Origin of the sequence: Pantoea sp. DY-17 (genome assembly GCF_019795975.1) — a bacterium.
Taxonomy (GTDB): Bacteria; Pseudomonadota; Gammaproteobacteria; order Enterobacterales; family Enterobacteriaceae; genus Pantoea; species Pantoea leporis.
In genome coordinates, this window is sequence record NZ_JAIMIG010000001.1 from 499,549 (window position 1) to 521,818 (window position 22,270).

Annotated in this window: 25 protein-coding genes; 15 read left to right on the forward strand and 10 right to left on the reverse strand. The window is 54.7% G+C overall.

Annotated elements, in window-relative coordinates; genetic code table 11:
* The first annotated feature begins 251 nt into the window (after positions 1-251).
* The 3 genes from K5Y33_RS02415 (at position 252) to K5Y33_RS02425 (ending at position 2,899) form a co-directional block, all read left to right on the forward strand.
* Entirely contained in the window at positions 252-887 is a 636-nt protein-coding gene (locus K5Y33_RS02415) for a carbonic anhydrase (RefSeq protein ID WP_101760997.1), read from the forward strand.
* Between the two features lie 117 nt (positions 888-1,004).
* The gene (locus K5Y33_RS02420) at positions 1,005-1,661 is read left to right on the forward strand and encodes a DUF3313 domain-containing protein (RefSeq protein ID WP_222233194.1); all 657 of its coding nucleotides are present in this window, start codon (positions 1,005-1,007) and stop codon (positions 1,659-1,661) included.
* A gap of 104 nt (positions 1,662-1,765) precedes the next feature.
* Entirely contained in the window at positions 1,766-2,899 is a 1,134-nt protein-coding gene (locus K5Y33_RS02425; protein WP_192236548.1) for a PQQ-dependent sugar dehydrogenase, read from the forward strand.
* Between the two features lies 1 nt (position 2,900).
* On the opposite strand, the gene K5Y33_RS02430 is transcribed toward K5Y33_RS02425, so the two are convergent.
* Positions 2,901-3,557 (reverse strand): HAD family phosphatase, encoded by a 657-nt coding sequence (locus K5Y33_RS02430; RefSeq protein ID WP_101760994.1) that lies wholly within the window; start codon positions 3,555-3,557, stop codon positions 2,901-2,903.
* A 275-nt stretch (positions 3,558-3,832) separates the two neighbouring features.
* On the opposite strand from K5Y33_RS02430, the gene K5Y33_RS02435 reads away from it, so the two are divergent.
* The gene (locus K5Y33_RS02435; RefSeq protein ID WP_101760993.1) at positions 3,833-5,038 is read left to right on the forward strand and encodes a serine hydrolase; all 1,206 of its coding nucleotides are present in this window, start codon (positions 3,833-3,835) and stop codon (positions 5,036-5,038) included.
* Between the two features lie 66 nt (positions 5,039-5,104).
* Here K5Y33_RS02435 and ybjG read toward each other — a convergent pair whose 3' ends face one another.
* Together ybjG and K5Y33_RS02445 are read right to left on the reverse strand one after the other, a co-directional pair.
* Positions 5,105-5,710 (reverse strand): undecaprenyl-diphosphate phosphatase, encoded by a 606-nt coding sequence (gene ybjG / locus K5Y33_RS02440; RefSeq protein WP_101760992.1) that lies wholly within the window; start codon positions 5,708-5,710, stop codon positions 5,105-5,107.
* A 361-nt stretch (positions 5,711-6,071) separates the two neighbouring features.
* Positions 6,072-7,760 (reverse strand): aspartate:alanine antiporter, encoded by a 1,689-nt coding sequence (locus tag K5Y33_RS02445; RefSeq protein ID WP_101760991.1) that lies wholly within the window; start codon positions 7,758-7,760, stop codon positions 6,072-6,074.
* Between the two features lie 254 nt (positions 7,761-8,014).
* Here K5Y33_RS02445 and ybjM point away from each other — a divergent pair, with 254 nt between their 5' ends.
* Entirely contained in the window at positions 8,015-8,386 is a 372-nt protein-coding gene (ybjM, locus tag K5Y33_RS02450) for an inner membrane protein YbjM (protein ID WP_110865823.1), read from the forward strand.
* Between the two features lie 33 nt (positions 8,387-8,419).
* On the opposite strand, the gene K5Y33_RS02455 is transcribed toward ybjM, so the two are convergent.
* Positions 8,420-8,683 carry a GrxA family glutaredoxin gene (locus K5Y33_RS02455; protein ID WP_007887673.1) on the reverse strand — a complete coding sequence of 88 codons (264 nt, stop codon included), beginning with the start codon at positions 8,681-8,683 and terminating at the stop codon, positions 8,420-8,422.
* A gap of 181 nt (positions 8,684-8,864) precedes the next feature.
* Between K5Y33_RS02455 and K5Y33_RS02460 the strand changes: the two genes are divergently transcribed.
* The 10 genes from K5Y33_RS02460 (at position 8,865) to rlmC (ending at position 17,607) form a co-directional block, all read left to right on the forward strand.
* On the forward strand, positions 8,865-9,116 hold the full coding sequence (locus K5Y33_RS02460; protein ID WP_222233195.1) for a DUF1418 family protein: 252 nt from the start codon (positions 8,865-8,867) through the stop codon (positions 9,114-9,116).
* A gap of 16 nt (positions 9,117-9,132) precedes the next feature.
* Complete coding sequence (gene nfsA, locus K5Y33_RS02465; RefSeq protein ID WP_101760988.1) at positions 9,133-9,855, forward strand: oxygen-insensitive NADPH nitroreductase; 723 nt, start codon at positions 9,133-9,135, stop codon at positions 9,853-9,855.
* Between the two features lie 17 nt (positions 9,856-9,872).
* On the forward strand, positions 9,873-10,775 hold the full coding sequence (gene rimK / locus K5Y33_RS02470; RefSeq protein ID WP_222233196.1) for a 30S ribosomal protein S6--L-glutamate ligase: 903 nt from the start codon (positions 9,873-9,875) through the stop codon (positions 10,773-10,775).
* Positions 10,776-10,862: 87 nt separating this feature from the next.
* Entirely contained in the window at positions 10,863-11,342 is a 480-nt protein-coding gene (locus K5Y33_RS02475) for a YbjN domain-containing protein (protein ID WP_008102469.1), read from the forward strand.
* Positions 11,343-11,714: 372 nt separating this feature from the next.
* Complete coding sequence (potF, locus tag K5Y33_RS02480) at positions 11,715-12,824, forward strand: spermidine/putrescine ABC transporter substrate-binding protein PotF (protein WP_101760986.1); 1,110 nt, start codon at positions 11,715-11,717, stop codon at positions 12,822-12,824.
* A 114-nt stretch (positions 12,825-12,938) separates the two neighbouring features.
* Positions 12,939-14,072: a putrescine ABC transporter ATP-binding subunit PotG gene (potG, locus tag K5Y33_RS02485; protein ID WP_158238594.1), complete on the forward strand. Its 1,134-nt coding sequence runs from the start codon at positions 12,939-12,941 to the stop codon at positions 14,070-14,072.
* Between the two features lie 9 nt (positions 14,073-14,081).
* A complete protein-coding gene (gene potH, locus K5Y33_RS02490; RefSeq protein WP_101760984.1) occupies positions 14,082-15,038 on the forward strand; it encodes a putrescine ABC transporter permease PotH in 957 nt (318 codons plus the stop codon).
* Entirely contained in the window at positions 15,035-15,880 is an 846-nt protein-coding gene (gene potI / locus K5Y33_RS02495) for a putrescine ABC transporter permease PotI (protein WP_101760983.1), read from the forward strand. The genes potH and potI overlap by 4 nt, the downstream gene beginning before the upstream one ends.
* 74 nt (positions 15,881-15,954) lie before the next feature.
* Positions 15,955-16,422 carry a YbjO family protein gene (locus K5Y33_RS02500; protein WP_101760982.1) on the forward strand — a complete coding sequence of 156 codons (468 nt, stop codon included), beginning with the start codon at positions 15,955-15,957 and terminating at the stop codon, positions 16,420-16,422.
* Between the two features lie 48 nt (positions 16,423-16,470).
* Positions 16,471-17,607: a 23S rRNA (uracil(747)-C(5))-methyltransferase RlmC gene (rlmC, locus tag K5Y33_RS02505; RefSeq protein ID WP_222233197.1), complete on the forward strand. Its 1,137-nt coding sequence runs from the start codon at positions 16,471-16,473 to the stop codon at positions 17,605-17,607.
* 63 nt (positions 17,608-17,670) lie between these two features.
* Here the strand turns inward: rlmC and artJ (K5Y33_RS02510) are convergent, their stop codons facing one another.
* The 6 genes from artJ (K5Y33_RS02510) to K5Y33_RS02535 form a co-directional block, all read right to left on the reverse strand.
* Positions 17,671-18,402 (reverse strand): arginine ABC transporter substrate-binding protein, encoded by a 732-nt coding sequence (artJ, locus tag K5Y33_RS02510; RefSeq protein ID WP_097094391.1) that lies wholly within the window; start codon positions 18,400-18,402, stop codon positions 17,671-17,673.
* A gap of 134 nt (positions 18,403-18,536) precedes the next feature.
* Positions 18,537-19,205, reverse strand: coding sequence for an arginine ABC transporter permease ArtM (gene artM, locus K5Y33_RS02515; RefSeq protein ID WP_008102451.1), 669 nt, complete (start codon positions 19,203-19,205; stop codon positions 18,537-18,539).
* A 2-nt stretch (positions 19,206-19,207) separates the two neighbouring features.
* Positions 19,208-19,921: an arginine ABC transporter permease ArtQ gene (gene artQ / locus K5Y33_RS02520; protein ID WP_110865829.1), complete on the reverse strand. Its 714-nt coding sequence runs from the start codon at positions 19,919-19,921 to the stop codon at positions 19,208-19,210.
* A 6-nt stretch (positions 19,922-19,927) separates the two neighbouring features.
* On the reverse strand, positions 19,928-20,659 hold the full coding sequence (gene artJ, locus K5Y33_RS02525) for an arginine ABC transporter substrate-binding protein (protein ID WP_008102446.1): 732 nt from the start codon (positions 20,657-20,659) through the stop codon (positions 19,928-19,930).
* 15 nt (positions 20,660-20,674) lie between these two features.
* Complete coding sequence (artP, locus tag K5Y33_RS02530) at positions 20,675-21,403, reverse strand: arginine ABC transporter ATP-binding protein ArtP (protein WP_101760978.1); 729 nt, start codon at positions 21,401-21,403, stop codon at positions 20,675-20,677.
* 239 nt (positions 21,404-21,642) lie between these two features.
* Complete coding sequence (locus K5Y33_RS02535) at positions 21,643-22,182, reverse strand: lipoprotein (protein WP_101760977.1); 540 nt, start codon at positions 22,180-22,182, stop codon at positions 21,643-21,645.
* Positions 22,183-22,270 lie beyond the last annotated feature (88 nt).

Below are 22,270 nucleotides of genomic sequence, written 5' to 3' on the forward strand. Positions count from 1 at the left end.
AATGTATAGGCTGTGTAAGAATCTCCTTATGGGGTAACTAATGCATGATGATTGTGCTTAACTCTGTTGGCGGTGCGGCTCACTCGCTGGCGCAATGGCCCTCTGTGGCGATCCGAGTTGTGTAAGCTGGCGCCTTTTGCTTAAATGTTGGGTCGGTGAAGGTAAGTTGTTATCTTCGCTGAAAATTTCAAATCGCACTGATAGTGAATCCTCACTGCCAGGGCAGAAGTGGATAATGTGAGAGCAGACATATGCAAGAGATCGTCAAAGGTTTTCTGAATTTTCAACAGAATGTGTTCCCTGAAAGGAAGGATCTTTTCAAAAGTTTGGCATCCAACCAAAATCCCAAAGCCCTGTTTATCTCCTGCTCAGACAGCCGTCTGGTGCCAGAGCTGGTGACGCAGTCGGAGCCGGGTCAGCTGTTCGTGATCCGAAACGCCGGTAATATCGTGCCACCGTTTGGTCCAGAGCCGGGCGGCGTGTCCGCAACCATTGAGTACGCGGTTGTCGCTTTGGGCGTGACCGAAATTATTATTTGTGGTCACTCTAACTGCGGTGCCATGAACGCCATTGCTTCCAATGCCGATCTCGAAACCATGCCCGCGGTCGATCACTGGTTGCACTACGCCAACGCGGCGAAAGCGGTGGTGGAAGAGCGTAACTACGATTCCGTTGAGAAGCGTCTCAACGAAATGGTGAAAGAGAACGTGATTGCGCAGCTGAACAATATCAAAACACACCCTTCCGTAGCGGTAGCGCTGCGTAAAGGCAAAATTCGCCTGCATGGATGGGTTTATGATATTGAGAGTGGCGGAATCATTGCCCTGACCAAAGGCGGTGAATCCTTTATTTCGCTGTCGGAAAACCCGGAGACCTGCTTCGAGTAATTCCGCCTAACCACCTGCATTGCAGGTGGTTATCCTCGCATTTCGTTAATATTTCCCGCCACGTTTTTGACGACCTCCTACACTTGAGAAGCAATTACCTCTGATAAGGGCTTTCTCATGCGATTTCCCCTTTATGCTTCTGTTTTAACGCTGGCAATACTGGCGGCGGGCTGTACCTCTCATGTGACTAATCAACAACAATATTCAGGATTTCTCGGCGATTACAGTGAATTGAAGGCCACCGAGTCGCCCAGCGGTAAACCGACCTTGCGCTGGATTTCACCCGATTACCATGATGCTGATTATAAAGGCGTGGTGTATACGCCAGTGGTCTATTATCCGGTGGCACACCCCACGGCACGTATCGATCAGCAAACATTGGATGCGATCCGCAGCTATACCGATACGCAACTCAAGCACGCGATTTCCCAGCGTAAACCGCTGGTGACGCAAAAAGGCCCTCACACGCTGGTAGTTAAAACCGCTATCACCGCCGTTTCTGCCGAAAATGAAGGCGTGCAGTTCTATGAAGTGGTGCCAATTGCCGCTGTTGTTGCCAGCACCATGGCAGCGACTGGACATCGCACGCAAAACAGCGCGCTGTTCCTCGAAATGGAAGCGCTGGATGCGCAGACTGGCAAGCCGCTGATCAAGGTGGTACGCAAGGCATTTGGTAAAAATCTGCCGAACAACAGTGCGCCAATCACACTTAACGATCTGCGTCCGGGCATCGACGAGATGGTCCGCGATGCGCTGACCTTCCCCGCACAGTAAATTCTCGCCCGGCGGCGTGCCGGGCTTAATGTTTTGTAAATCCTGCACATCCTTTGTCGCGCGCTGACTACGCTTTACGGCAGACCGCGATAAAGGAGAATGCCATGCGTTTACTGCCCGCCGCGCTACTGTTTGGCGCTTTAAGCACGTCCTTACCGTTATTCGCTGCCGATGTGCAGGTTCAGGTGCTTCAGGACAAGCTCGACCATCCGTGGTCCGTGGCTTTTCTACCCGATAATCAAACGCTGTTAATCACTGAACGATCCGGCCAGCTGCGCAGTTGGCAGCCGGGTAAAGGCTCGTCGCCACCGATCGGCGGGGTGCCGAAGGTGTGGGCGAATCGTCAGGGTGGCTTGCTGGATGTGGTGCTGGCACCGGACTTCGCCGAAAGCCGCCGCGTGTGGCTCAGCTACACCACCGCCGATGCCAGCGGTCGGGCGGGTGGCGTGGTGGGTTATGGTCGCCTGAGCGATGACAACCGTCAGCTGAGTGACTTTAAAGTGGTGCTGGAGCAAACGCCGAAGCTGTCGGGCGGCGCCAATATCGGCACGCGACTGGCATTTGATCGCCAGGGCTTTCTCTATATCGCCTTCGGTGACAACTTCGCCAGCAGCAGCGCGCAACAGCTGGATAAGCTCTCCGGTAAAATCGTGCGTCTGACCAAAGACGGTGAAATCCCGCCGGACAATCCGTTTGTTGATCGTCAAGGCGCGCGCGCGGAAATCTGGTCCTACGGCATGCGCAATCCGCAAGGGCTGGCGCTCAATCCGTGGACGCAGCAAATATGGGAAAGCGAACACGGCCCGCGCGGGGGTGATGAGGTCAACATCCCCGAGAAGGGCAAAAATTACGGCTGGCCGCTGGCGACGCACGGCATTGATTACAGCGGGCAGAAAGTGCCGGAAGCAAAGGGCAGTGAAGTGGAAGGCACTGAGCAACCGCTGCATTTCTGGAAAGTCTCGCCGGCCATCAGCGGCATGGCGTTCTACAACAGCGCGCGTTTCCCGCAGTGGAAAAATTCCCTGTTTATTGGTGCGCTGAAAGAGAAGAGTTTGATTCGCTTGCAGGTCAACGGCGAGAAAGTGGTGGAGGAGCAGAGATTGCTGGAAAATCGTGGTGAGCGTATTCGAGATGTGCGGCAAGGCCCGGATGGTTATCTGTACGTGCTAACCGATGAATCCAACGGCAAGCTGCTGAAAGTGGGGCTGCCAGACACAGCCAGCGCCCCACGCGGTTAAATTAGCGAGCCCAGTTACACACTTCCCATCCGCGCTGTTGTGCTTCCTGCAGCAGCAGCGGATTGGGATTGACCACCCACGCATGATCGGCATGTGCCAGCAGCGGTAAATCATTCATCGAATCGCTGTAAGCCCAGGTGCGTTCAAAGCGTTGATCTTGCTGTAAGGCTTTCCAGTCACTGAGGCGTGTCACTTTACCTTCGCGATAGGTCATGGTGCCGTAGGTTTGTCCGCTGTAGCGTTCATCCACCACTTCCACGCCAATCGCCAGCGCGCCGTGTACACCAAGGCGTTCGGCGATGGGCACCGCAAGATGATCGCCGCTGGCGGTGATGATCATTACCGTGTCGCCGCGCTGCTGGTGCCACGCAATACGCTCGCGGGCGGCAGGGAACACGCGCGGCATGATGTCGCGATGGATAAAGCGGCGTACCCAGCCTTCAACGGTCATCGTAGCCATGCCGGCGAGTGGCGCCAGCGTGGTGTTCATATACTCTTCAATGGATAACGTACCGGTGTGATATTGCTCCATCAGGATTTTCTCCTGCTGGATGATCTCTTCGGGGGCAAAGCCCTGTGAAACCAACCAGCGCAGCCAGAGGCTGGTGCTGTCTTCACAAATCAGGGTTTCGTCCAAATCGAAAATGGCTAAGTCCATCGCGGCTCTCCTCAGGCTGACTGAGTTCAGGTTAGCGGAAATTTGTGACTGGCTTAACCGTTCTGCGAAAAATCGGAATTACACGCAAAATTTTTCAATAGTCAGATGGGCAAAAGTGGCGGCGCTGCGCGGTTGGTGCCAAGGTTAGTCTAATAAACTCTATAAAACTTTACGATTGAGCGGTTTTTTTCGCTGGCCTGAACCGTTAGCGTGGGGCAAGACATGTCTTGCCTGCAAGAAAACCGAGATTTAACAAGGACAATCTGGTCACGCTCATGAGAAAAAACACCTTCGCTTCTGTCTGGCGGCCGTTGGCTGCGTCTTCACTTCTTTTACTCTTTATCCCCGCAGCCACCCTGGCTGAACAGGCACCTGCGGCACCGCAAATTGACGCCAAAGCCTGGATTTTAATGGATTACAACAGCGGCAAAGTGTTGGCGGAATCCAATGCCGATCAACGCCTCGATCCCGCCAGTTTGACCAAAATGATGACCAGCTATGTGGTCGGCCAGGCGCTGAAATCGGGCAAGATTCACAACGATGACATGGTTACCATCGGCCAGGATGCGTGGGCAACCGGCAATCCCAAGCTGCGCGGCTCATCGCTGATGTTCCTTAAGCCCGGCGATCGCATTCCGGTCTCTGAGCTGAATAAAGGTGTGGTGATTCAATCCGGCAACGATGCCTGTATCGCGCTGGCTGATTATGTCGCGGGCAGCCAGGATTCATTTATCGGGTTGATGAACAACTACGTCAAAGCCTTTGGCCTGCAAAACACCCACTTTATGACGGTACACGGCCTGGACGCCGAAGGGCAGTACAGCACCGCGCGTGATATGGCGATTATCGGCCAGCGCCTGATTAGCGATGTGCCGGAAGAGTATGCGATCAACAGCGAAAAAGAGTTCACTTTCAATAAGATTAAGCAGATGAACCGCAACCGTCTGCTGTGGAGCACCAATCTCAAGGTGGATGGCATTAAAACAGGTCACACCTCCGGCGCGGGTAACAATCTGGTGGCGTCGGCAACCGAAGGCGATATGCGGCTGATTTCCGTGGTGCTCGGTGCGGCGACCGATGCCACGCGTTTCCGCGAAAGTGAGAAGTTGCTGACGTGGGGCTTCCGCTTCTATGAAACCGTGACGCCGATTAAGGCCGATAAACCGTTTGCGCAGCAGCGCGTTTGGTTTGGCGATCGCAGCCAGGTCAATCTTGGCGTCGCAAAAGACGCCGCGATCACCGTGCCAAAAGGGCAGATGAAAAACCTCAAGGCCAGCTTTACCCTAAATTCACCGCAGCTGGAAGCGCCGCTGGAGAAGAATCAGGTGGTGGGCACTATCGATTTCCAGCTGGATGGCAAAACCATTGAGCAACGTCCGCTGGTGACGATGGAAGCTGTGCCGGAAGGTGGCTTTGTTGGTCGCATTTGGGATTTCATCATGATGAAATTCCACGGCTGGTTCGGAAAGTGGTTTAGTTGAGACAAAAACGGTGCGCTTGATGCGCACCGTTTTTTACAGGCTCGTCATTAATGGCGACCCCATCGCTTACTCACGAATCCACCCTTTCTTAATCGGCATGGCGAACAGCGCGCGATACACCTGATGCGTAAACGCCAGCATGCGTTCGCCATACAGCTGCCACGCCATGTGCGACGCCAGACAACCCAGCAAGCCAACCAGGAATCCGCCCAGCATATCCAGCGGCCAGTGCACGCCAAGATAGACGCGTGACCAGGCGATGGCGCTGCCTATCACCAGCAACACCACACCTGACCAAAGGCGATGCCAGAAGATAAATGCCAGCGCAAAGGTGAAAATGGTGGTGCCGTGATCGCTCGGATAGGAATCATCAGGTCGGTGTGACAGTAACTGATGGCCAAAACCAATAGCGAACGGACGCGGATGCGGCAGCAGCTGGCCGACGCACCATGAAATGCTCAGCGCGTACAGCAGCGCCATGCCGGTTTTTAGCACCAGCTCGCGTTGAGACTGTACCTGATCGCGCGGTCCCCACAGCCACAGCGCCACAATCAGCAGTGGTACGATGGCGATCACATCTTTGGCGATAAAAGTCGCCAGAGTGATCAGCCACTGCGGTGAATCCTCTGTAGCGTTAATCCATAAAAAGAGCGTGTGGTTCAATGCTTCCATCACGATTCCTTGTCCTCGTCTTGTTTACCCGAAAAACAGCAGAGCAAAATTGTCTGCAAAATAAAGCTGATAGCCTAGAAGCGTCCGAACCAGGAATAAATAGTCGCGCTCTTAATCTTATCGCGGGTTGTTGGAGTGTTTAACTTTGATGAAAGTTGCATGAAGATTTAAAAAATCGACATCAGAGTGGCAGGATGGAATTTTTGTCTGAGAAGAACCTTAAGCGGCAGAATGGCAGCCATAAAAAAACCCGCAAGTCAGTGACCGGCGGGCTCCACAATTTGGGGATTTCAAAGAAAAGCAGTGGCACTTATTCAGACTGCGACCCCAGAAGAAAGTTCTGGACAGCGCAAAAATATTTTTATAAAGGCAAAAGCGGCCAGATTATCACGATCAGGGTACCGGCCAGCGTCAGCAAAACATTCGCGATCGCATACGTTCCTGCATAGCCCAAGGCTGGGATGCTGCTGCGCGCGGTATCGCTGATGATCTCCATCGCTGGCGCACAGGTGCGCGCGCCCATGATGGCACCAAACAGCAGCGCGCGGTTCATACGCAGCACGTAAGCGCCGAACAGATAGCAAATCACCACCGGCAGCAAACTCACCAGCAAGCCACTCAGCAGCATCAACGCGCCGGCGCTGCCGAAACCGTGCTGCAAGCCGCTGCCCGCGCTCAGACCTACGCCCGCCATAAACACCATCAGGCCAAACTCTTTCACCATCGTCAGCGCACCCTGCGGGATGTAGCCAAATGTAGGATGGTTAGCGCGCATAAAGCCCAGCATGATGCCTGCGAACAACAGTCCAGCGGCGTTACCGATGCCGAAGCTGAAATTGCTGAACTGGAAGGTGATCATCCCGACCATCAAGCCGACGATAAAAAAGGCGCAGAAGGCCAGCAGATCGGTGATTTGGCTGTGGATGGCGATAAAGCCAATGCGATCGGCCAGGCTTTTCACGCGACGCGCTTCGCCGCTTACCTGCAGGACATCGCCTTTGTTTAGCATAATGCTGTCATCGATCGGCATTTCGATTTGGCTGCGAATCACCCGGTTGAGGAAGCAGCCGTGATCGGTCAGTTTGAGATGACTCAGGCGCTTGTTCACCGCGTTGTGATTTTTCACCACAATCTCTTCGGTGACGATGCGCATATCCAGCAGGTCACGGTCGAACACCTCTTTGCCGTTACGGAAGCTGGGATCAAGACGCGCGTGCGCATCGGGATAGCCCACCAGCGAGATATCGTCGCCCAGCTGCAGCATCGCGTCACCGTCCGGGCTGGCGAGAATACCGTTGCGGCGCAAACGCTCGATGTAGCAGCCGGTCTGGCGATGAATGCCCAGCTCGCGCAGGTTTTTACCGCCGCTCCACTCCACCAGTTCCGGACCCACGCGATACGCGCGGATCACCGGCAGAAACACTTTGCGCTGGCTATCAGCGTCGAGGCCGCGCTCGCGCGCGATTTGCTGCGCGCAAGTCGGCAGATCCTGATGCTGCAGGCGCGGCAGATAGCGCGCGCCAAAAATCAGGCTGACTAAACCTACCAGATAGGTGAGGGCATATCCGAGGCTGAGGTTGTCCTGCATCAAGGTGAGCTGATGGCTGTCGCTGATGCTTTGCCGCAACGTATCGCCAGCACCCACCAGCACCGGCGTTGAGGTCATTGAACCGGCCAACATGCCCGCGGTTAAACCAATATCCCAGCCGAATACTTTGCCGAGCGTCAGGGCGATCAACAGCGCGCTGACAACCATGACAATCGCCAGAAAGAAGTAGTTTTTACCGTCGCGGAAAAATATCGAGAAAAAGTTAGGCCCGGCTTCCACGCCAACACAAAAAATAAACAACATAAAGCCAAGACTTAATGCGTCAGTATTAATGGCGAAATGCTGTTGACCTAAAATCAACGAAACAACCAGGACTCCAATGGAATTACCGAGTTGGACCGAACCGAGGCGTAATTTACCTAAGCAGAGTCCGAGGGCTAAAACGACAAATAATAACAGAACGTCATTTCCGCTTAACAATTCTGCGACGTTAATGTTCACGGTTTAACTTCTTCTTAACCTGTAACCAGTTGATGAGAGGGACTTTTTTCGCTATCTTGTGCCGAACGTTAAGGTTCCTGCAACAAAAGCGTTCAAGCCGAAATCTAAAGCGGCGTCATTCTAATCATAATTAACACCCTCAGCTATCGGCAGTTTTCATTCCTTTCGCCTCCAGCTGTTTCTTTTTATTTCCAGTCGTGCGCATCAGGGCAGTAAAAGTTTCATAATTGTTAACGTCAAAGTTGAGGATAATTATGTTGCAGCGCAATAATCGCTGGCCAGCATCCATTCTGGGCGTGATGCTTTATACGCTGGTGTTTATTTATGCACATCATTTCTGGTCCGCCGCCAGTGAACAAGCCGTTCGCGGACAGCCAGAATTACTGCTGTTTTTACTGCCGGGATGTTTGATGGCGCTACTGCAGCCGGAAAGTCCGCTTATCAGCACCTTGTGGGTCGCGCTAGGCGGTACGCTGCTGGGTATGATGTGGTTGATGCTGGCGGTGCCAATGACGCACAGCGGCTTGTTGATTGTGGCCTGGAGTTTGAGTGCGCTGTTTTGGGCGGGCTGTGGTGCGCTGCTGGTGCGCTTGCTGCGGATTATGCTGGCGATGCGAGCCGAATAGCACCTGCAAAAACGGGCCCGCAGGCCCGTTCTCTTAGGCTTCGATACCCAGGTTTTCTTTGGTCCAGGCAGCGAATTCGGTGTAACCACCGATGTGCTGATCGTCGAGGAAAATCTGCGGCACGGTTGTCACCGGCTTGCCGGCACGGGCTTCCAGATCGGCTTTAGTAATGCCGGTGGCCTGAATATCCACGTACTGATAGTTAAAATCGTCGCGCTCGCTGGTCAGCTTAGCCGCCAACTCTTTCGCACGTACGCAGTAAGGGCAGCTAGAACGGCCAAAAATCACTGCAATCATTGCTTCTCTCCTTCCGCTGCTGTTTTGTGACTAGAATCACATCACAGCGTGAATAATGCGTCACATCATGCCCGCCCATCCTGCTTAAAGGAAGAAGAATATACCTGTTACTCTAATACTTACCGCCTATACATTGGGTAAAATGCGGTTAACGCTGAAAGAACAATCAAGGAACCATCGTATGCGTCATCTCGCTACATTACCCAAACCCGTGTTGCTACTCGAAGTGCTCGGCGTGCTTGCCGTGATTGGCGCCTTGTTGCTTACCAACGATTGGGTGAGCGCACCTGATTTCATCGCCAAAAAGCCGCTGGCGACGCTGCTGTTTTTTCTTGGCATCGCGCTGATGCTGCCTGCGGCATGGATGATGATGTGGCGCACGGCGAAGGCGATGGCCCCGCAATTATTCAATCATTCCAACAAAAAGAAGTAACCACCGGAGAGAATTTATGACGCCGACTATCGATTTACTGTGCAGCCACCGTTCCATTCGCGCTTTTACCGAACAGGGCATTGACGAGGCGCAACGCAGCGCCATCATTGCAGCGGCACAAGCGGCTTCGACCTCCAGCTTTTTACAGTGCTCCTCAATTATTCGTATCACCGATCCCGCTAAGCGCGAGCAACTGGTCCAGCTGACCGGCGGCCAGCCTTGGGTCAGCGCGGCGGCGGAGTTTTGGGTGTTCTGTGCGGATTTCAATCGTCATCAACAGATCTGCCCGGATGCGCAACTCGGGCGTGCTGAACAGCTGCTGCTCGGTTGCGTTGATACCGCGCTGATGGCGCAAAATGCCATGGTGGCGGCGGAATCGCTGGGCCTTGGCGGCGTATTTATTGGCGGGATTCGCAACAGCATCGCTGAAGTGACCGAGCTGCTTGAACTGCCGAAGTTTGTGCTGCCGCTGTTCGGCTTCTGCATCGGTCATCCGGCTGATACACCCGATGTTAAACCCCGCATGCCGCACGCGATGCTGGTACATGAAAACCGCTATCATGCAGTCGATAAAAACCTGTTGGCGCAATACGATGAGCAAATTACCGCCTATTATCAGCAGCGTGATAGCAACCAGCGTTCCGAAACCTGGAGTCAGCTGATTCAGCGTCTGATTATTAAAGAAACGCGTCCCTTCATACTGGATTACCTGCATCAGCAGGGCTGGGCGACGCGCTAAACACAAGGAACTCTGTAATGAAAATGGCCATTCTCACTCGCGATGGATCGATCTATTCGTGTAAGCGTCTGCGCGACGCCGCGGAGGAGCGTGGCCATCAAGTGCAGATGATCGATCCGCTCTCCTGCTACATGAACATCAATTCCGATTCGCCCGCAGTGCACTACCGCGGCGAGGCGCTGGGGCATTTTGATGCGGTGATCCCGCGCATTGGCACCGCTACCACTTTTTATGGCACTGCGGTGCTGCGCCAGTTTGAGGTGCGCGGCAGCTACCCCCTCAATGAATCGGTGGCCATTACCCGCGCGCGCGACAAACTGCGTTCGCTGCAGCTGCTGGCGCGTGAGGGCATTGATATGCCGATCACCGGTTTTGCTTCTTCGCCGGATGATACTGATGATTTGATCGCGATGGTGGGCGGTGCGCCGCTGGTGGTGAAACTGGTGGAGGGCACACAGGGCATCGGTGTGGTGCTGGCGGAAACGCGGCAGGCAGCGGAGAGCGTGATTGACGCCTTTCGTGGCCTCAATGCCCATATTCTGGTGCAGGAGTTCATCAAGGAAGCGCAAGGACGCGATATTCGCTGCCTGGTGATTGGCAATGAAGTGGTGGCGGCGATTGAGCGCGAGGCGAAAGAGGGCGATTTTCGTTCCAATCTGCATCGTGGCGGCAAAGCGCGTGCGGTGGAGATCACGGAACAGGAGCGCAAAATCGCGGTGAAAGCCGCCAGCACGCTGGGGCTGGAAGTGGCCGGTGTGGATATCCTGCGCGCCCAGCGTGGTCCGCTGGTTATGGAGGTAAACGCCTCACCGGGACTGGAAGGGATTGAGGGCATTACCGGTTTAGATATCGCCAGCATGATGATCACGTGGATTGAGCAGCACGCTTGCCCCGGCTATCGTCCTAAAACCGGCGGCTAACCGGCGCTTTTCAGCGGTTTTCGTGGCATCCAGATCGGTTTTTCCGTAAGCTAAGGCGCTTATTTCTTCACCCCACAGGATATTACGATGGATTCACTGGTCGTTCCGGACATTGACGTGCTGCGTCGCTGGCTGGATCAACAAAATATCACCTGGTTCGAATGCGATGCCTGTCAGGCACTGCACCTGCCGCACATGCAGAATTTTGACGGGGTGTTTGATGCAAAAATTGACCTGGTGGATAACGTTATCCTCTTCTCCGCGCTGGCAGAAGTAAAACCTACGGCGCTGATTCCGCTGGTGGGCGATCTCTCGCAGATCAATGCCAGTTCGCTAACGATTAAAGCCTTTGTTGATATTCAGGACGACAATCTGCCGAAGCTGATTGTCTGCCAGTCGATCAGTACCAGCGCCGGATTAACCTTCGGGCAGTTCTCCCACTTTATGAAGCAGAGTGAAGAGGGCGTTTCTATGGTAATCATGGAAGCCTTTGCTAACCACCTGCTGGTGGTTGAAGAAGAAGAGGAGCGACAGCCGAGCTCCAGCAGCCACGCGATGCTGCACTGAGTTCCCCGCCTCGCTAACTGCCGCTTTTTGCGGCAGTTTTCATTTTTGTCCCACCACTTTTTATTCTGCACTTTGCCCTTTATTGCCAGATATTAGTCGTGCTTTATGCCACTAGTGCCAAACCCCATAGCAGAAACATGCATAACTCATCGCAAAAAGGCGTTTTTTAAGCTGGGATCTGGTGAAGGTGGTGCGGGGGGGCTATTCTTGCGGGGCTGCTTGAGACGTGCAACCTCAGCGCAGGTATAGGTTTTTGCTATTAAACTCCCGCTGAATATTGATTCATTGTGTGCCTGTGATTTAACAGAAAACGCAACGTCCGGATCGCCGTGTATGCAGCGTTGTGATGACCCGCTCAGGAGGAAGTAAAACATGTTCAACCAACGTCAAAAATGGTTGTCAGGTGTGGTTGCTGGTGCATTGATGGCTGCGGCCGGCGGTGTGCAGGCCGAAGGCAGTACGGTACATGTGTATAACTGGTCCGATTATATCGCGGCGGATACCGTGCCGAACTTCGAAAAGCAGACCGGCGATAAAGTGGTGTATGACGTCTTTGATTCCAACGAAGTGTTGGAAGGTAAACTGATGGCCGGTAGCACTGGTTATGACGTGGTGGTGCCGTCTTCCAGCTTCCTCGCGCGTCAGCTGCAATCCGGCGTATTCCAGGAGCTGGATAAGAGCAAGCTGCCGAACTACAAAAACCTTGATCCCGATCTGATGAAGAAACTGGAGCAGCACGATCCGGGTAACAAATTTGCGATTCCTTATCTGTGGGGCACCACCGGCATCGGCTATAACGTCGATAAAGTGAAAGCCGCACTGGGCAAAGATGTGCCGCTGGATAGCTGGGATCTGGTGCTGAAACCGGAAAACCTGGAAAAACTGAAAGGCTGTGGGGTTTCCTTCCTTGATGCGCCGGAAGAGATTTTCGCTACTGTGCTGAACTACCTTGGCAAAGATCCCAACAGCTCTGACGCGAAAGATTACTCTGGCGCAGCCACTGATTTGCTGCTGAAACTGCGTCCGAACATCCGTTACTTCCACTCGTCGCAGTACATCAACGACCTGGCGAACGGCAACATCTGCGTGGCGATTGGCTGGTCGGGCGATATCCTGCAGGCGAAAGATCGTGCGGACAAAGCCAACAACGGCGTGCATGTCGGCTATATCGTGCCAAAGCAGGGCGCACTGGCATTCTTTGACATGTTCGCGATTCCAAAAGACGCGAAAAATGTGGAAGGCGCCTACCAATTCCTTAATTACATGATGGATCCCAAAGTCATCGCTGACGTTTCCAACAACATGAACTACGCCAACGGTAACAAAGCCTCGCTGCCGTTGATCAATGCGGACGTGCGCAACAATCCGGGCATTTTCCCAACGCCGGATGCCATGGCCAAACTGTTTGTGCTCAAGGTCCAGGATCCGAAACTGGATCGTGTGCGCACCCGTGCATGGACTAAAGTAAAAAGTGGTAAGTAATTCGTTCTGAACGATTATTGCCTGAAGACGACAGCAGAGGCGCAGTAATGGCCTCTGTTGTGCCATTTTTAGCGGCTGGCTGTGCCGCGCGATTTTAGCGCCGGAGAAATGTTAGTGAACGACGCGATTCCCCGCCCCCCAAATAAAACGGCTAAGGCGATGACGCCGCTGCTGGAAATTCGCAACCTGACTAAATCGTTTGACGGCCAGCACGCCGTGGATGATGTCAGTCTGACCATTTACAAAGGTGAGATTTTTGCGCTGCTGGGCGCATCCGGCTGTGGTAAATCGACCTTGCTGCGCATGCTGGCGGGATTCGAACCGCCCACCAGCGGCCAGATCGTGCTGGATGGCCAGGATCTCTCCCATGTTCCGCCGTATCAGCGCCCGATCAACATGATGTTCCAGTCCTACGCACTGTTCCCGCACATGACGGTGGAGCAGAACATCGCCTTTGGCCTGAAGCAGGACAAACTGCCGAAAGGCGAAATCAGCAGCCGCGTTGAAGAGATGCTGTCGCTGGTGCATATGCAGGAGTTCGCGAAGCGTAAGCCGCATCAGCTCTCTGGCGGTCAGCGTCAGCGTGTGGCGCTGGCGCGTAGCCTGGCGAAGCGGCCAAAACTGCTGCTGCTCGACGAGCCGATGGGCGCACTGGATAAAAAGCTGCGTGACCGCATGCAGCACGAAGTGGTCGATATTCTCGAGCGCGTCGGCGCCACCTGCGTAATGGTGACGCACGATCAGGAAGAAGCGATGACCATGGCGGGCCGCATCGCCATCATGAACCGCGGTAAATTTGTGCAGATTGGTGAGCCGGAAGAGATCTACGAGCATCCCACCAGCCGCTACAGCGCCGAGTTCATCGGTTCGGTAAACGTGTTCGAAGGCTTACTGCGCGAACGCGGTGAAGACGCGCTGATCATCGATGCGCCGGGCCTGGTGCATCCGCTGAAAGTGCAGACCGATGTTTCTGTCGTCGATAACGTGCCGGTCCATGTGGCGCTGCGTCCGGAAAAAGTGATGCTGTGCGAAGAGGTGCCTGCCGATGGCTGTAACTTTGCCGTAGGTGAAGTGGTGCATATCGCCTATCTCGGCGACCTGTCGATTTATCACGTGCGCCTGCGCAGCGGCCAGATGATCAGCGCACAGTTGCAAAACGCCCACCGCTACCGCAAAGGCGCGCCAACGTGGGGCGATGAAGTGCGTCTCTGCTGGGACGCCGACAGCTGTGTGGTTCTGACGGTTTAAGGGGGCGATATGAGCCAGATTTCTCAACGCAGCGAGCCCGAAGTGGTGGGCACGCCGCTGCAGCGCTGGGCGACGCGCATCAAGATGCAGCATGGCCGCAAGCTGGTGATTGCCATGCCGTATCTGTGGCTGATCCTGCTGTTCCTGCTGCCGTTCCTGATCGTGCTGAAGATCAGCTTTGCCGATATTGCGCGCGCTATTCCGCCGTACACCGATTTGGTCACCTGGGCCGATGGTCAGCTCAATCTGGTACTCAATCTCGGTAATTACTTCACGCTGACCGACGATCCGCTGTATGCCGATGCGTACCTGACGTCGCTGAAAGTGGCGGGCATCTCCACCATTATCTGCCTGATGATCGGATATCCGCTGGCGTGGGCGGTGGCGCACAGCAAGCCGTCAATGCGCACTATTTTGCTGCTGCTGGTGATCCTGCCATCGTGGACCTCGTTCCTGGTGCGCGTTTACGCGTGGATGGGCCTGCTCAACAACAACGGCATTCTCAACCGCTTCCTGATGTGGCTCGGCGTTATCGATCATCCGCTGGTGATCCTCTACACCAACACGGCGGTGTATATCGGGATCGTTTACTGCTATCTGCCGTTTATGGTGCTGCCAATTTATACCGCGCTGACGCGTATAGATTATTCGCTGGTGGAAGCCTCGCTGGATCTCGGTGCACGTCCGCTGAAGACCTTTTTCAGCGTGATTGTGCCGCTGACCAAAGGCGGGATTATTGCCGGCTCAATGCTGGTGTTTATTCCGGCGGTCGGCGAGTACGTGATCCCGGAACTGCTCGGCGGTCCGGACAGCATCATGATTGGGCGTATTTTGTGGCAGGAGTTCTTTAACAACCGTGACTGGCCGGTAGCGTCCGCGCTGGCGGTGATCATCCTGTTGATTCTGATATTGCCGATTATCTGGTTCCACAAGCATCAGAATCGTGAAGTTGGAGAGAAAGAATGAGCCAGTTACCGACTATTCGCTCTCCGTGGCGCACTGTGATTCTGCTGCTGTGCTTTATGTTCCTCTATGCGCCGATGCTGCTGCTGGTGGTTTATTCCTTCAATAGTTCGCCGCTGGTCACGGTATGGGAGAGCTTCTCGTTCCACTGGTACAACGTATTGTTCCAGGATCAGGCGATGCTGGATGCGGTGGGGCTCAGCCTGACCATCGCCGCGCTCTCAGCCACCATGGCGGTGGTGCTCGGCACCATGGCGGCGGTAGTGATTGTGCGCTTTGGCCGCTTCCGTGGACACAACGGCTTCGCCTTTATGCTGACGGCGCCGCTGGTGATGCCTGATGTGATCACCGGTTTGTCCCTGCTGCTGCTGTTTGTGGCGATGGGCAACACCCTTGGCTGGCCGAGCGATCGCGGCATGCTGACCATCTGGCTGGCGCACGTGACCTTCTGTACTGCTTACGTGGCGGTGGTGATCAATTCGCGTCTGCGCGAACTGGATCGCTCAATTGAAGAGGCGGCGATGGATCTCGGCGCAACGCCGGTGAAAGTGTTCTTTGTGATCACCGTACCGATGATCGCGCCCGCGATCGTTACCGGCTGGCTGCTGGCGTTTACCTTGTCGCTGGACGATTTAGTGATTGCCAGCTTCGTGACCGGCCCAGGCGCGACCACCTTGCCGATGGCGATTTTCGCTACCGTGCGTCGTGGCGTCAATCCGGAGATCAATGCTTTAGCCTCGCTGATTCTGTTTGTCGTCGGTTTAGTTGGTTTTATCGCCTGGCGCTTTATGGCGCACGAAGAAAAGCAGCGTTTACGCGATATTCAGAAAGCAAAACGTGGCTGAAAGCCGTAACATTTGTCACTATAAGAACGGGCTGATTTTATCGGCCCGTTTTATTATGGTTACGGAGCGACACCATGTCGGAAACCCTGAAACACGGTTCAATGATTAACGCTACACCGGTGCCCGTGATGGTGGCGGGCAGCGCTATCATCATTACGCGTTGCCTCAGCGTGTTGATGCTGGCCAACGAACTGGGTTACGACGAACTCGCCAACTTCGTGCATCGCAGCGCGCAAGCCTGGGATTCTACCCTGATCTTTATCGCTAGCCAGCTGATTTTCCTGTTTGAACTGCGCTGCGCCTTTATTCTGATGCGCGGCAACAATCGTGGGCGCTGGGGCTATGTCGCGACGCAAATCATTGTGCTGATCTACATGTTGATGGCATCGGTGGGCTGGATCTACCCGGAAATTTTTAGCATTCCCGGTGAAAGTAATGCGCAGATCATTCATCACACGCTGCTGCAAAAGCTCCCGGATGTGTTGGTATTAGGGCTGCTGTTTGTGCCGGCCAGCAGTCGCGCTTTTTTCCGGCGCCGGTGATACAATCGCCCCCCATTTTTTCTCCCGATTCTGACTACAGGCATTTGCATGCATTGCGCGCTTTATGATGCCGGTCGCTGTCGTTCGTGTCAGTGGCTGGAAAAACCCTATCCGCAACAGCTCAACGATAAGCAGTCGCTGCTTGAACAACTGCTGGCTGAAAAGCCGGTGGGCGAATGGCTGCCGCCGGTGCAATCCGCGCAGCAAGGGTTTCGCAATAAGGCCAAAATGGTAGTCAGCGGGAGCGTAGAGCGGCCGATTTTAGGCATGGTGGCGCGCGACGGTGAACCGGTCGATCTCTGCGCTTGCCCGCTCTATCCCGACAGCTTCAGTGCGGTGTTCGCGCAGCTCAAACCTTTTATCGCCCGCGCCGGTTTAACGCCCTACAACGTGGCGCGTAAACGCGGTGAGCTGAAATTTCTGCTGCTGACGGAGAGTACGCAGGGCGGCATGATGCTGCGTTTTGTGCTGCGTTCCACCAGCAAGCTGCAGCAGCTGCGCGACGCCTTGCCGTGGCTGCAACAGCAACTGCCGCAGCTGAAGGTGATTTCCGCCAATATTCAGCCGGTGCATATGGCGATTCTTGAAGGCGACGAAGAGATTGCGCTGACGCCGGATCAGGCGCTAGCGGAGCGCTTTAATCAGGTTCCGCTCTATATTCGCCCGCAAAGCTTCTTTCAGACCAATCCACAGGTTGCAGCCGATCTCTATGCCACCGCGCGCGATTGGGTCGCGCAGTTGCCGGTGAGCAGCATGTGGGATCTGTTTTGTGGCGTCGGGGGATTTGGCCTGCACTGCGCAACGCCCGAAATGCAGCTGACCGGCATCGAAATCAATGCTGAAGCCATCGCCTGTGCGCAGCAGTCGGCGCAGCAGCTGGGATTAGAAAAAGTGAGTTTTGCCGCGCTGGATTCCACGCAGTTCGCCACTTCACGGGAAGCGGTGCCGCAGCTGGTATTAGTGAATCCGCCACGTCGCGGTATTGGCGCAGAGTTGTGTGCTTATCTCAGTGAGATGGCGCCGGATTACCTTCTCTATTCCAGCTGCAATCCCAGCAGCATGGCGCAGGATATCGCGCGTCTGGCCAATTATGACGTGAGCCGCGTACAGCTGTTCGACATGTTCCCGCATACCGCGCATTTTGAAGTGCTGTGCTTGCTGAGCAAGAAGGGTGGGACGGCGTAACGTTCACCTGCACGGAGGACGTGCAGAACCTGGCAGGCAGCACGCTCCGCCATCCCATAATGCTTATTCCGGGAACCACTTCTGATTGATTTGCTGCCAGGTGCCGTTGGCCTTCAATGCCACTAACGCGCTGTTCAGCTCGTTCAGCAGCGGCTCATTGCCTTTGCGTACCGCGATACCTAAACCGGTGCCAAAGAAGTCGGTATCGGTGATGTGCTCGCCTACCGCGCTAAGATCGTCATTGGCCTTGAGCCACTGATTCACCACCGCCGTATCACCAAACACGCCGTTCAGGCGACCGTTTTTCAGGTCGAGAATCGCGTTCTGATAGCTGTCATACGCCACCGCAATCACCTCCGGATGTTTCTCCAGCAGGTATTTCTGATGTGTGGTGCCGTTCTCAACGCCAACACGTTTGCCTTTCAGCTGGCTGAAGTCGGTGAACTGGCCTTTATGCGCAATCACAATCGCCGAGTTAGCGTAGTAAGGTTGGGTGAAATCGACCTGCTTGCTGCGATCGGCGGTGATATCCATGCCGGAAATCACTGCGTCATAGCGACGGAATTTCAGCGACGGAATCAGGCTATCGAAGGCGTTGTTGGTGAAGGTGCAATCCGCTTTCATCTGCTGACACAGTGCTTTTGCCAGATCGATATCGAAGCCCACGATTTGGTTGTCGTGATCAAGGGATTCGAACGGGGGATAAGTGGCGGAAGAGGCGAAGCGGATTTTTTCCGCCGCATAAGCATTCATTGCCAGAGTTGCCAGCGCAGCAGCAACGATCCATTTTTTCATTATGTAACTCCTGTAAACCATGCCAGAGACGGAACGGGTTACACGATGCCAGTTAATGAATTTATATGCAATATTTTTGCTTATTAATTTAAACGAACAGCGGGCGCTTTTTTAGTGCGCCCGCAGGGAATAAATCAGTTACGACGCTCAAATGCCAGCGCACGCTTCTCGACCAGACGCATCATCAGCGTCAGCAAGCCGTTAACCACCAGATAGATCAGGCCAGCGGCAGCGTATACCGAGATATCGTAAGTGCGGCCATACAGCAGTTGTCCGTGGCCCATTACTTCCATCAACGTAATGGTGTAGGCCAGCGAGGTACTTTTAAATACCAGCACCACTTCGTTGGAGTAGGACGACAAGGCGCGCTTGAAGGCGTACGGCAGCAGAATGCGCAGCGTATCTTTGCGGTTCATGCCGAGCGCCGCGCAGGATTGCCATTGACCGGACGGAATGGCGCGCACCGCACCGTAAAACAGCTGCGTGGTATAAGCCGCACTGTTGAGCGACAGCGCCAGCAGCGCACACAGCCACGGCTGCGACAGCAGATGCCACAACCAGGGAATGTTTTGGATGCTGGGGAACTGGCCGGGACCGTAATAGATCAGGAAGATCTGCACCAGCAGCGGCGTGCCGGTGAACAGCGTGATATAGCCTTTCACTAGCCAATTGAGCACCGGCACTTTGAGCGCCAGCACGATGGTGCAAAGTACAGAGAGCACCAATGCCGCAATCAGCGATGCCACGGTCAGCGTCAGGCTGGTGTGTAGCCCTTTCAGCAGCTCGGGTAAGTAATCCAGCATGCTTAAGCCCCTCGCTCGAAACGCGTGGTGCGCAATTCAATGCGGCGCAGCACGAACTGACTGAACAGCGTGATAATCAGATAGATCGCCGCCGCCACCAGATACCAGGTAAACGGCTCTTGCGTGCGCGTAGCGATACTTTTGGTTTGCAGCATCAGATCATTCACGCTGATCAGCGATACCAGCGCAGTATCCTTCAGCAGCACCAGCCATTGGTTACCCAAACCGGGCAGCGCGTGACGCCACATCTGCGGCATGATCAGGCGCAGGAAAATCGCCGACTTCTTCATCCCCAGCGCCTGGCCCGATTCCCATTGACCCACCGGCACCGCTTTCAGCGCGCCGCGCAGGGTTTGTGATGCATAGGCGGAATAGAGCATCGCCAGCGCAATCACACCACACAGGAAGGGACTGACGTCGAAGTTTTCAATTTGCACCTGCACCGGAATAGCGAACAGGCCGAGATTGATGTGGAAGCCATCGGAGAGCGTTAGCAGCAGCTGTGAGGCGCCGAAATAGATAAACAGCACCACCAGAATTTCCGGCAGGCCGCGAATCAGTGTGACCAGCGCGGTACCGAGCCACGCCAGTGGTTTCCAGCGCAGCGATTCCCAGCCAGCAAAAATCATTGCCAGCACAAGGCCGGCGATCAGTGCACAAACGGCAAGGCCGACGGTCATACCGGCGGCGCTTGCGAGTGGAATCATTTCATTCATCAGAAATTACTGCTGGAACCATTTGCTGTAGATGGTTTTGTAGGTGCCGTCAGCTTTGATCTTCTCCAGCGCCGCATTGAACTTGCCCTGCAGCTCGCTGTTGCCCTGACGCACAGCAATACCCAAACCGGTACCGAAGTAATCTTTGTCCGTCACTTTCTCACCCAGCGGCGCGAGGTTGGCGTTCTGCTTCAGCCACTCGTTCACTACCGCGGTGTCACCGAATACCGCATCGATACGACCATTTTTCAGATCCAGCACGGCGTTCTGGTAGCTGTCGTAAGGCACAACGGTGATGTCGCTGTGTTTGTCAGAGAGGTATTTCTGGTGCGTGGTGCCGTTCTGCACGCCTACACGTTTGCCTTTCAGCGCGGCCACGTCAGCCATTTTGCCTTTCTGCGCGATGAAGATGGCCGAGTTGTCGTAATACGGCTTGGAGAACAGCACTTGCTTCTCACGATCTGGCGTGATGTCCATGCCTGCCATCACCGCGTCAAAACGACGGAACTTCAGGCTGGGGATCAGGCTATCGAACGCCTGATTAGTGAAGGTGCAGGTCGCATCCATCTCTTTACACAGCGCGTTAGCCAGATCGACATCAAAGCCCTGAATTTTGTTATCAGAGTCGACGAATTCAAACGGAGGATAAGAAGCCTCGGTAGCAAAACGCAATGTCTGTGCCGCTGAAGCGCTCAGGCTCAGGCCAGCAAGGAGGGCAGCAATTACAACTTTTTTCATTAGAAGCATCCTGACTTAATGCGAAAGATAATTAGCAAACGCGTCGGTTTGCGGCTGTGTAAAGTGGCTGGCATCGCCTTGCTCAACAATGTGACCGTTTTCCATATACACCACGCGGCTGGCGGTTTTACGCGCCACTTCCACTTCGTGCGTCACGATCACTTGTGTGATGTTGGTCTGTGCCAGCTCACGAATAATGCTGACGATCTGGGCGGTGATTTCGGGATCGAGCGCGGCGGTCGGTTCATCAAACAGCAGCACCTGCGGCTCCATCATCAGCGCACGGGCAATCGCTACGCGCTGCTGCTGGCCGCCGGAAAGATGCAGCGGGAAGCGATCGGCGTAAGGCGTCAGGCGCAGACGGTCCAGCAGCTTTTCAGCACGCGCACGCGCGGCGTCCTTGCTGAGGCCGAGCACGCGGCACGGCGCTTCAATCAGGTTTTGCAGCACGCTCAGGTGCGGCCACAGATTATATTGCTGGAATACCATGCCCACGTTCTGCCGCAGCTCGCGAATCGCGCTGTCGGAAGGGGCTTTGGTGAAATCAAACTGGTTGCCGGCAATCTGTAGGCTGCCGGAGCGCGGTTGCTCCAGCAAGTTGAGGACGCGCAGGAGCGAACTTTTACCCGCGCCACTCGGGCCGAGCAACACCAGCGTTTCACCCTGCGGACAAGCCAGGTTGATATCGAACAGGGCCTGATGGGTACCGTAAAAACAGTTTATGGCGTTTAGTTGAATACTCATGCGCAAAAAATGAATAGTAATTAGTGTCGCGGATTTTAACGTCACCAGAATAGTTATGCAATTGTGGTGGGTTAATATTTATTAAAGAGCAGTGAAACCTCCAAAGCGTAGCACAAAATCGCGCAACTCAAGGTGGATGAGGGCTGGCGAGCCCTATTTTGTTCACAAAATATCAACAAAAAGCGCCGCAAGGATGCGGCGCGCTAAACAATGGTATTAACGGCGGGAAAAGTGAACGGTTACTTTTTCGCTTCCAGCAGCTGGGTCAGCGAACCGCCGCCAGCGTGGGGCACCTGGCCGACATAACGCACGTCATCAACCACCCAGCAGGTGCCTTCGTGGATCATCAGCACTTCATCTTGCCAGGTTTTGCTGTCGCGGCTCAGCTCAACCCGCAGCGGAATATTGCGCGCGTCGCGGTTAGGAATGGTGGATGCGCTGGCCACGTCCGCTGAAGTTGGGCCTTGCGCCAGGCTGGAAAAGAGATCGCCGCGGGTCCACGCCGCTGGTTTCGGATTCTGGCTGCTGGCACTCAGCAGCTTTTGATACAGGCGATCGCTCAGGTAAGGGCGATATTTCGCCAGTGTGTTGCTGTCTGGCAAACCTTGCGTCGGCTGGCTGACGCGTAAATCGTAGAACTGTTGCGCCACGCTGTCCGGACCCCCGTCAACGCAGGCAGCGGTGCGCGGGCCATTATCCTTAATCACTGGCTCAACGGTGGTACAAGCACTTAGCAGCAACGCTGCGGGAATAAGCAGCGCAAAGGCATTGTTTCTCATCTCGATTTCCTTATTGTTCACTGGCAAAGCGCCATTTTTAGCATAGAGTATAGCCTTGCTTTTAAGCGCTACGAGCTGATTCAGAAAA

Bases quoted from the DNA above. Each gene is read 5' to 3' on its own strand.
- K5Y33_RS02415 (WP_101760997.1), top strand. From the start codon at position 252: ATGCAAGAGATCGTCAAAGGTTTTCTGAATTTTCAACAGAATGTGTTC.
- K5Y33_RS02420 (WP_222233194.1), top strand. From the start codon at position 1,005: ATGCGATTTCCCCTTTATGCTTCTGTTTTAACGCTGGCAATACTGGCG.
- K5Y33_RS02425 (WP_192236548.1), top strand. From the start codon at position 1,766: ATGCGTTTACTGCCCGCCGCGCTACTGTTTGGCGCTTTAAGCACGTCC.
- K5Y33_RS02430 (WP_101760994.1), bottom strand. From the start codon at position 3,557: ATGGACTTAGCCATTTTCGATTTGGACGAAACCCTGATTTGTGAAGAC.
- K5Y33_RS02435 (WP_101760993.1), top strand. From the start codon at position 3,833: ATGAGAAAAAACACCTTCGCTTCTGTCTGGCGGCCGTTGGCTGCGTCT.
- ybjG (WP_101760992.1), bottom strand. From the start codon at position 5,710: ATGGAAGCATTGAACCACACGCTCTTTTTATGGATTAACGCTACAGAG.
- ybjM (WP_110865823.1), top strand. From the start codon at position 8,015: ATGTTGCAGCGCAATAATCGCTGGCCAGCATCCATTCTGGGCGTGATG.
- K5Y33_RS02455 (WP_007887673.1), bottom strand. From the start codon at position 8,683: ATGATTGCAGTGATTTTTGGCCGTTCTAGCTGCCCTTACTGCGTACGT.
- K5Y33_RS02460 (WP_222233195.1), top strand. From the start codon at position 8,865: ATGCGTCATCTCGCTACATTACCCAAACCCGTGTTGCTACTCGAAGTG.
- nfsA (WP_101760988.1), top strand. From the start codon at position 9,133: ATGACGCCGACTATCGATTTACTGTGCAGCCACCGTTCCATTCGCGCT.
- rimK (WP_222233196.1), top strand. From the start codon at position 9,873: ATGAAAATGGCCATTCTCACTCGCGATGGATCGATCTATTCGTGTAAG.
- K5Y33_RS02475 (WP_008102469.1), top strand. From the start codon at position 10,863: ATGGATTCACTGGTCGTTCCGGACATTGACGTGCTGCGTCGCTGGCTG.
- potF (WP_101760986.1), top strand. From the start codon at position 11,715: ATGTTCAACCAACGTCAAAAATGGTTGTCAGGTGTGGTTGCTGGTGCA.
- potH (WP_101760984.1), top strand. From the start codon at position 14,082: ATGAGCCAGATTTCTCAACGCAGCGAGCCCGAAGTGGTGGGCACGCCG.
- potI (WP_101760983.1), top strand. From the start codon at position 15,035: ATGAGCCAGTTACCGACTATTCGCTCTCCGTGGCGCACTGTGATTCTG.
- K5Y33_RS02500 (WP_101760982.1), top strand. From the start codon at position 15,955: ATGTCGGAAACCCTGAAACACGGTTCAATGATTAACGCTACACCGGTG.
- rlmC (WP_222233197.1), top strand. From the start codon at position 16,471: ATGCATTGCGCGCTTTATGATGCCGGTCGCTGTCGTTCGTGTCAGTGG.
- artJ (WP_097094391.1), bottom strand. From the start codon at position 18,402: ATGAAAAAATGGATCGTTGCTGCTGCGCTGGCAACTCTGGCAATGAAT.
- artM (WP_008102451.1), bottom strand. From the start codon at position 19,205: ATGCTGGATTACTTACCCGAGCTGCTGAAAGGGCTACACACCAGCCTG.
- artQ (WP_110865829.1), bottom strand. From the start codon at position 19,921: ATGAATGAAATGATTCCACTCGCAAGCGCCGCCGGTATGACCGTCGGC.
- artJ (WP_008102446.1), bottom strand. From the start codon at position 20,659: ATGAAAAAAGTTGTAATTGCTGCCCTCCTTGCTGGCCTGAGCCTGAGC.
- artP (WP_101760978.1), bottom strand. From the start codon at position 21,403: ATGAGTATTCAACTAAACGCCATAAACTGTTTTTACGGTACCCATCAG.
- K5Y33_RS02535 (WP_101760977.1), bottom strand. From the start codon at position 22,182: ATGAGAAACAATGCCTTTGCGCTGCTTATTCCCGCAGCGTTGCTGCTA.